This window comes from Micromonospora acroterricola (genome assembly GCF_003172955.1).
In the GTDB taxonomy this organism is placed as follows: Bacteria; Actinomycetota; Actinomycetes; order Mycobacteriales; family Micromonosporaceae; genus Micromonospora; species Micromonospora acroterricola.
On record NZ_QGKR01000147.1, the window covers coordinates 1 to 6,737 of the forward strand.

Genomic DNA, 6,737 nt, shown 5'->3' on the forward strand with positions numbered 1-6,737 from the left:
GCCCCCACCAGTCGTCCGGGTGCGCGCCGGGGTGCCCGGCGCGCACCCGGACGACTGGTGGGGGCTGCGCGCGCTCTCCGACGACCGGCCGCTGGTCGATGAGGGTGACCCCGTGCGGGTCACCCCCTCGGCGATGGAGAGCGCCCTGCGGTGCAGCCTGCGCTGGCTGCTGGAACGGCACGGCGGCAGCGGCCCCGCCAGCACCGCCCAGGGCGTGGGCAACCTGGTGCACGCCGCCGCGATGCTCGCCGAGGACGCCAGCGCCGACCGGGGCGCGCTGCTGGACTACGTGGCCGCCCGGTTCGACGCGATCGAGTTGGCGGCACGGTGGATGGCCGGCCCGGAGCGGGAGCGCGCCGAGGCGATGGTGGACAAGCTGCTGCGCTGGCTGGCCACCAACCCGCGCCGGCTGCTCGCCATCGAGCACGAGTTCGCGGTCCGCCTGGACGACCCGCACCGGCCGGTCGACCTGACCGGTCGGGTCGACCGGCTGGAGGTCGACGAGGACGGGCGGCTGGTGGTGATCGACCTGAAGACCGGCAAGTCCACCGCCGTCACCGGCACGGAACTGACCGAGCACCCGCAGCTCGGCGCATACCAGGCGGCGGTGGAGGCGGGGGCGTTCGCCGAGTTCGGCGACGAGTCCGGAGGCGCCGCGCTCGTGCAGCTCGGCACCTCCGCCAAGGACGCCCGGGAGCAGAACCAGCCGGCGGTCGGCGAGGGACCGGCGGCCGGCTGGGCGACCGCGCTGGTCCGGCGGACCGCCGATACGATGGCCGCTGCCACGTTCGCCGCCGTGGCCAACTCGAAGTGCCGGGTCTGCCCGGTGCGCACCAGCTGCCCGGTCTCCGGGCAGGGGCGCCAGGTCGTCGAGCCGCCGACCGTCCGGAGCACCCGTGAGGGCGAGGAGTGAGCTTGCGAGCCCCGCGAACCAACACAGCCCCGCGAACCGACACAGCCCCGCGAACCGACACAGCCCCGCGAACCAACACAGCCCCGCGAACCAAGACAGCCCCGTGACTCAGCCCGCCCTGTTCGGCGCCGGTCCGGCGCCGGCGCCCCGACTCGCCGACGCCGGTCCCCGCTACACCCCGGTGGAGCTGGCCAAGCTGCTGCGCCTGCCGGCGCCCACCCGGGAGCAGGCCGCGATCATCGCCGCCCCGGTGGAGCCGCTGCTGGTGGTGGCCGGCGCCGGGTCCGGCAAGACCGAGACGATGGCCGCGCGGGTGGTCTGGCTGGTGGCCAACTCGTACGTGCGTCCGGAGCAGATCCTCGGGCTGACCTTCACCCGTAAGGCGGCCGGTGAGCTGGCCCACCGGGTGCGCACCCGCCTCGACCAGTTGATCCGCCGTCTCGGCCGCCAGGGTCGGGACCCGCTGGACGACCCGCTCGCGGGCGAGCCCACCGTCTCCACGTACCACTCGTACGCGGGCCGGATCGTCACCGAGCACGGGCTGCGGGCCGGCTACGAGCCGTCCACCCGGCTGCTCACCGAGGCGTCCCGGTGGCAGTTGGTCGACCTGCTGGTGCGCAACTACGACGGCGACATGTCCGAGGTGGACAGGATGCCGAGCACCATCACCGACGCGGTGCTGGCGCTCGCCGGTGAGCTGGACGAGCACCTGGTCTCCCCGGACCAGTTGGCCGCCTGGACGGGTCGGTTCTTCGCGGAGGTGCAGTCCCGCCCGGGCCGGGTCTACGCCGACGTCCGCAAGTCGCTCGCCCTCCAGCAGACCCGGCTGCGGCTGCTGCCGCTGGTGCGGGCGTACGCCCGGCGCAAGGAGGACTTCGAGGCGATGGACTTCGCCGACCAGCTGGCCCGGGCGGCCCGGGTGGCCCGGGACCATCCGGGGGTCGGCGAGATCGAGCGGGACCGCTACCGGGTGGTGCTGCTCGACGAGTACCAGGACACCAGCCACGCCCAGGTGGTGCTGCTCAACGCGCTGTTCGGCGGTGGGCATCCGGTGACCGCGGTGGGTGACCCGTGCCAGTCGATCTACGGCTGGCGGGGGGCCAGCGCCGGCACGCTGGACCGGTTCCCCACGGAGTTCGCCCGTGCCGGCGGGCAGCCGGCCGAGGCGCTCGGGCTGACCACCAGCTGGCGTAACCGCCCGGAGATCCTCCGGGTGGCGAACGCGCTGTCCACCCCGCTTCGCGCGGCCGGCGCCCGGGTGCCGGAGCTGCGTTCCGCGCTGACCGTCCGGGACCCGATTCCGCACCGGAGTCCCGGTGGGGCGGCCGGCGGCACGGTGCACTGCGCGCTGCTGCCGACGTACGCCGACGAGGCGGGCTGGATCGCGGACAGCGTGCTCGCCGCCTGGCGGGGCGCGGCGCGGATGCCGGGCGCCGCGCCCGAGCACATTCCCGTGGCGCAGCGGCCGACGACGGCGGTGCTGGTCCGGGTCCGCAGCCAGATCCCGGCGATCGAGTCGGCGCTGCGGGAGCGCGGCCTCCCGGTGGAGGTGGTCGGGCTGGGCGGCCTACTGGACACCCCCGAGGTACGCGACGTGGTCTGCACCCTGCGGGTGCTGGCCGACCCGACCGACGGGGCGGCGCTGCTGCGGCTGCTCACGGGCGCCCGCTGGCGGATCGGGCCGCGCGATCTGGTGGCCCTGCACCGGCGTGCCCGGTCGATCGCGAACGCCCGGCGACAGGTGGCCGCCGACGACGCCACGGAGATCACCCCCGACCTGCTGGACGAGGCGACCCTGGTGGAGGCGCTGGCCGACCTGGGCCCGGCGCAGGCGTACTCGGCGGAGGGTTTCGCGCGGCTGCGCGCGTACGGCCGGGAGCTGGCGCTGCTGCGTTACCGCCTGGACCAGGCTCTGCCGGACCTGATCGCGGACATCGAGCGGACCATCGGCCTGGACGTGGAGGTCGCGGTGCGGGCCGGCCGAGACGGCGCGGGCGATGCCGGCCTGGCCCGGGGGCACCTGGACGCCCTCGGCGACGTGGCGGCCCGGTTCAGCGGGGAGACGCCGGGCGCGACTCTCTCCGGCTTCCTGTCCTACCTGGCCGCCGCCGAGGACGAGGAGCGCGGTCTCGCCCCGGGCGAGGTGGAGGTGGTGGAGGGCGCGGTGCAGGTGGTCACGGCGCACGCGGCCAAGGGCCTGGAGTGGGACGTGGTGGCGGTGGCCGGGCTGAGCCGGGGGCTGTGGCCCGGGCCGGTGCGTAACTCCGACCACTGGCTGGGCGGGCTGGGCGTGTTGCCGTTCCCGCTGCGCGGTGACGCCGACGGGTTGCCCGAGCTGGCGCTCGACGAGGCGGCGGACCAGCGGGCCGTGGCCCGGGCGGTGACCGACTTCACCGACGCCTGGCGGGCCCACGACGAGCGGGAGGAGCGCCGGCTGACGTACGTGGCGGTGACCCGGCCGCGCCGGCTGCTGCTCTGCTCCGGGTACTGGTGGGGGGAGGGGACCAAGCGGCCGCGCGGCCCGTCGGTCTTCCTCCGCGAGGTGTACGACGCGTGCCTGGATGGTGGGCCGGGGCACCTGGTCGACGCGTGGGCGCCGGAGCCGACCCCGGACGCGACGAACCCGACCGCGGAGGTGGTGCTCCGCGCGGAGTGGCCGGCCGACCCGCTGGGCGGCCGTCGGCCGGCGTTGGCCGAGGCGGCCGCGCTGGTCCGTCGGTTGATGACCGACGGTCCGGCGGAGGTGGTGGTCGCCGCTGGGCCGGTCGAGCCGGAGGTCGACCCGGAGGTGGCGCGGTGGCGGCGTGAGGCGGATCTGCTGCTGGCCGAGCGGGCGGAGGTGACCCGGCTCTCGGGTGCGGTCGAGGTGGCTCTGCCCGGGCAGATGAGCGTCACCCAGTTGGTCGCGTTGCGCCGTGATCCGGCGGCGTTGGCGCGGACGCTGCGCCGCCCGGTGCCGACCGAGCCCAACCCGTACGCCCGCCGGGGCACCGCCTTCCACGCCTGGCTGGAGCAGCGCTTCGGCGCGGACCGGCTGCTCGACGTGGACGAGCTGCCCGGTGCGGCCGACGCCGACGCCGCGCCGGACGAGGCGCTCGTCGAGCTTCAGGAGCGCTTCCTGGCCAGCGAGTGGGCCGACCGGACGCCGGTGGAGGTGGAGGTGCCCTTCGCCACGGTGATCGCCGGGGTGGTGGTCCGGGGGCGGATGGACGCGGTCTTCGCTCGGCCGGGCGGGCGGTTCGACGTGGTCGACTGGAAGACCGGCGCGCAGCCGAGCGGCGCGGCGGCGGAGGTGGCCGCGGTGCAGCTGGCCGTCTACCGGCTGGCCTGGGCGGAGCTGGCCGGTGTGCCGGTGGAGCGGGTGGGGGCGGCGTTCCACTACGTCCGGCACGGGGTGGCCGTCCGGCCCGCCGACCTGCTGGACGTGACCGGGCTCACGGCCCTGATCACGAAGTTGCCGGAAGATTCCGCCCAACATTGACCATGCCGCGAAAATCCGTGGTAGGTTGAACGGGTTGCAGTTTTGGTTACCAGAGACTCTGTGTGCGCCTGGCGGGATTGTGGCCCCAGGCGCTCTTTGTTGTGTCCGGAGTTCTCCGGGCGGGGCGACCAGAAGCGACAGGCGATTCGCGCATTCCCGCGCGGAGCGCTCCTCTTCGGGCCCGCAACAAGTGCGGGTCCGACGTTCCGTCAAGGAGACGAAACACATGGCTATTGGCACCGTGAAGTGGTTCAACGCTGACAAGGGCTTCGGCTTCATCACCCCGGACGGCGGCGGCGCTGACGTCTTCGCCCACTTCTCGGCGATCCAGTCCTCCGGCTACCGGAGCCTGGACGAGAACCAGCGGGTCGAGTTCGAGGTGACCCAGGGCCAGAAGGGCCCGCAGGCGGAGAACATCCGCCCGATCTGATCTTCGGATCGGCCAGCATTACCTGTCGCGCCCTCCGGGTGTGACGGTGACGGGACTGGCCCGCCCCGCCGTCGACCTGCCTAAGCAGGCGGCGGCCCGGCGGCGGGCCGGCCCGTACTCCAATCGGTTCGTGCTTGTGAGTCCTGGCTGCCTCTTCGCAGCCGGTGACAGCGCCGACTTCGGCGCCCTCCCTCGACACGTGCCGCGTCGAGGAAGGCTTCTGCGTGACCACTGTTATTCCTTCGTTCGCCCTCACCGGTCTGGCACCGGCGCTGCTCACCGCGCTGACCGCGCAGGGCATCACCGAGCCGTTCCCGATCCAGACGGCCACGCTGCCGGATTCGCTGGCCGGCCGGGACGTTCTCGGGCGGGGCCGCACCGGCTCCGGCAAGACCCTCGCCTTCGGGCTTCCGCTGCTCTCCCGCACCGCCGGTCGCAAGGCCCGGCCGGGTCGTCCGCTGGCCCTGGTGCTGGTGCCGACCCGCGAGCTGGCCCAGCAGGTCACCACCGCGCTGGCCCCGTACGCCCGCGCCGTCGGGTTGCGCTGCGCCACCGTCGTCGGCGGGCTGTCGTTGCAGCGTCAGGCGGACGCCCTGCGCGCCGGCGCCGAGGTGGTCGTGGCGACCCCCGGCCGGCTGCACGACCTGATCAACCGCGGCGACGCCCGGCTCGACCAGGTCGAGATCACCGTGCTGGACGAGGCCGACCAGATGGCCGACATGGGCTTCCTGCCGCAGGTCACCAAGCTGCTGGAGCAGGTCGCGCCGCAGGGGCAGCGGATGCTCTTCTCGGCGACCCTGGACGGTGGCGTGGACCGGCTGGTCCGCCGCTTCCTGAGCAGCCCGGTCACCCACTCGGTCGACCCGGGCACCGCCACGGTCACCGCGATGACCCACCACGTGCTGCACGTGGACGCGGTGGACAAGCCCGACGCGCTGACCCGGATCGCCGCCCGCGAGGGCCGCACCATCCTGTTCATGGGCACCAAGCACCGCGCCGACCGGCTCGCCCGCCAGTTGCTCTCCAAGGGGGTACGCGCGGCCGCGCTGCACGGCGGCAAGTCCCAGCCGCAGCGCACCCGGATCCTGGAGCAGTTCCGCAACGGCCAGGTGACCGCGCTGGTCGCCACGGACGTGGCGGCCCGGGGCATCCACGTCGACGGCCTGGACATGGTGGTCAACGTGGACCCGCCGGCCGAGGCGAAGGACTACCTGCACCGGGGTGGCCGCACCGCGCGGGCCGGCGAGTCCGGCTCGGTGGTCACCCTGGTCCTGCCCGAGCAGCGCCGGGACGTGTCCCGGCTGATGGCCACCGCCGGCATCCGGCCGGAGTCGGTCCAGGTGCGCCCGGGTGACGAGGCGCTGGTCCGGGTGACCGGCGCCCGCGAGCCCTCCGGCGTGCCGGTGACCATCGCCGCCCCGCCGGTGGCGGCTGGCCGGGGACGCACCGCCGGCGGTTCCGGCGGCGGCTCGGCCACCGATGGTGGCGCCCGGCCGGCGCACCGTGCGTCGGGTCGGTCCCGCCGCCCGCGCCGCCCCCGGATCGCCTGACCTTCTCCGCACGACCCGACCGACCCGCCCCGCTCCGGCTGGGCGGGTCGGTCTGTCTGCGGGGCCGCGCGGGCCTGATTGCAGTGACGGGCCTTGGCCGCGCCAAAGGCGGCGGCGTCAGCGGCAAACGGTCCGGGTCCTGGTCTGGCTCGGCGTGAGCGCGCCGCTCTCCCCGGCCCCGCGCCTGTCGCCACGATGGCCAGGAACCCCGGGGCGCGGTGGATCGACGTGCGGAGACGAGGCGCCGGCCGGTCGTCACGACCGTCCGGCCGTTCGTCTGAGTCGGTAATCAGCCTCGGCTGGGTCGGCTGGCCGACTGTGTTTCGACGAGCCGTGGTCGAAGCTGACCACCGGGGGGAAGCT

The 6,737-nt window shown here is 74.7% G+C and carries 4 protein-coding genes; all 4 read left to right on the forward strand.

Annotated features, from left to right (window positions below):
* A partial coding sequence (locus tag DKT68_RS07540) for a RecB family exonuclease (protein ID WP_146218310.1) occupies positions 1–913 on the forward strand: 913 nt, incomplete at its 5' end.
* Between the two features lie 103 nt (positions 914–1,016).
* Positions 1,017–4,394 carry an ATP-dependent helicase gene (locus tag DKT68_RS07545; protein ID WP_109816695.1) on the forward strand — a complete coding sequence of 1,126 codons (3,378 nt, stop codon included), beginning with the start codon at positions 1,017–1,019 and terminating at the stop codon, positions 4,392–4,394.
* A gap of 226 nt (positions 4,395–4,620) precedes the next feature.
* On the forward strand, positions 4,621–4,824 hold the full coding sequence (gene cspE, locus DKT68_RS07550; RefSeq protein WP_101369720.1) for a transcription antiterminator/RNA stability regulator CspE: 204 nt from the start codon (positions 4,621–4,623) through the stop codon (positions 4,822–4,824).
* A 224-nt stretch (positions 4,825–5,048) separates the two neighbouring features.
* On the forward strand, positions 5,049–6,374 hold the full coding sequence (locus tag DKT68_RS07555) for a DEAD/DEAH box helicase (RefSeq protein ID WP_201748941.1): 1,326 nt from the start codon (positions 5,049–5,051) through the stop codon (positions 6,372–6,374).
* Positions 6,375–6,737 lie beyond the last annotated feature (363 nt).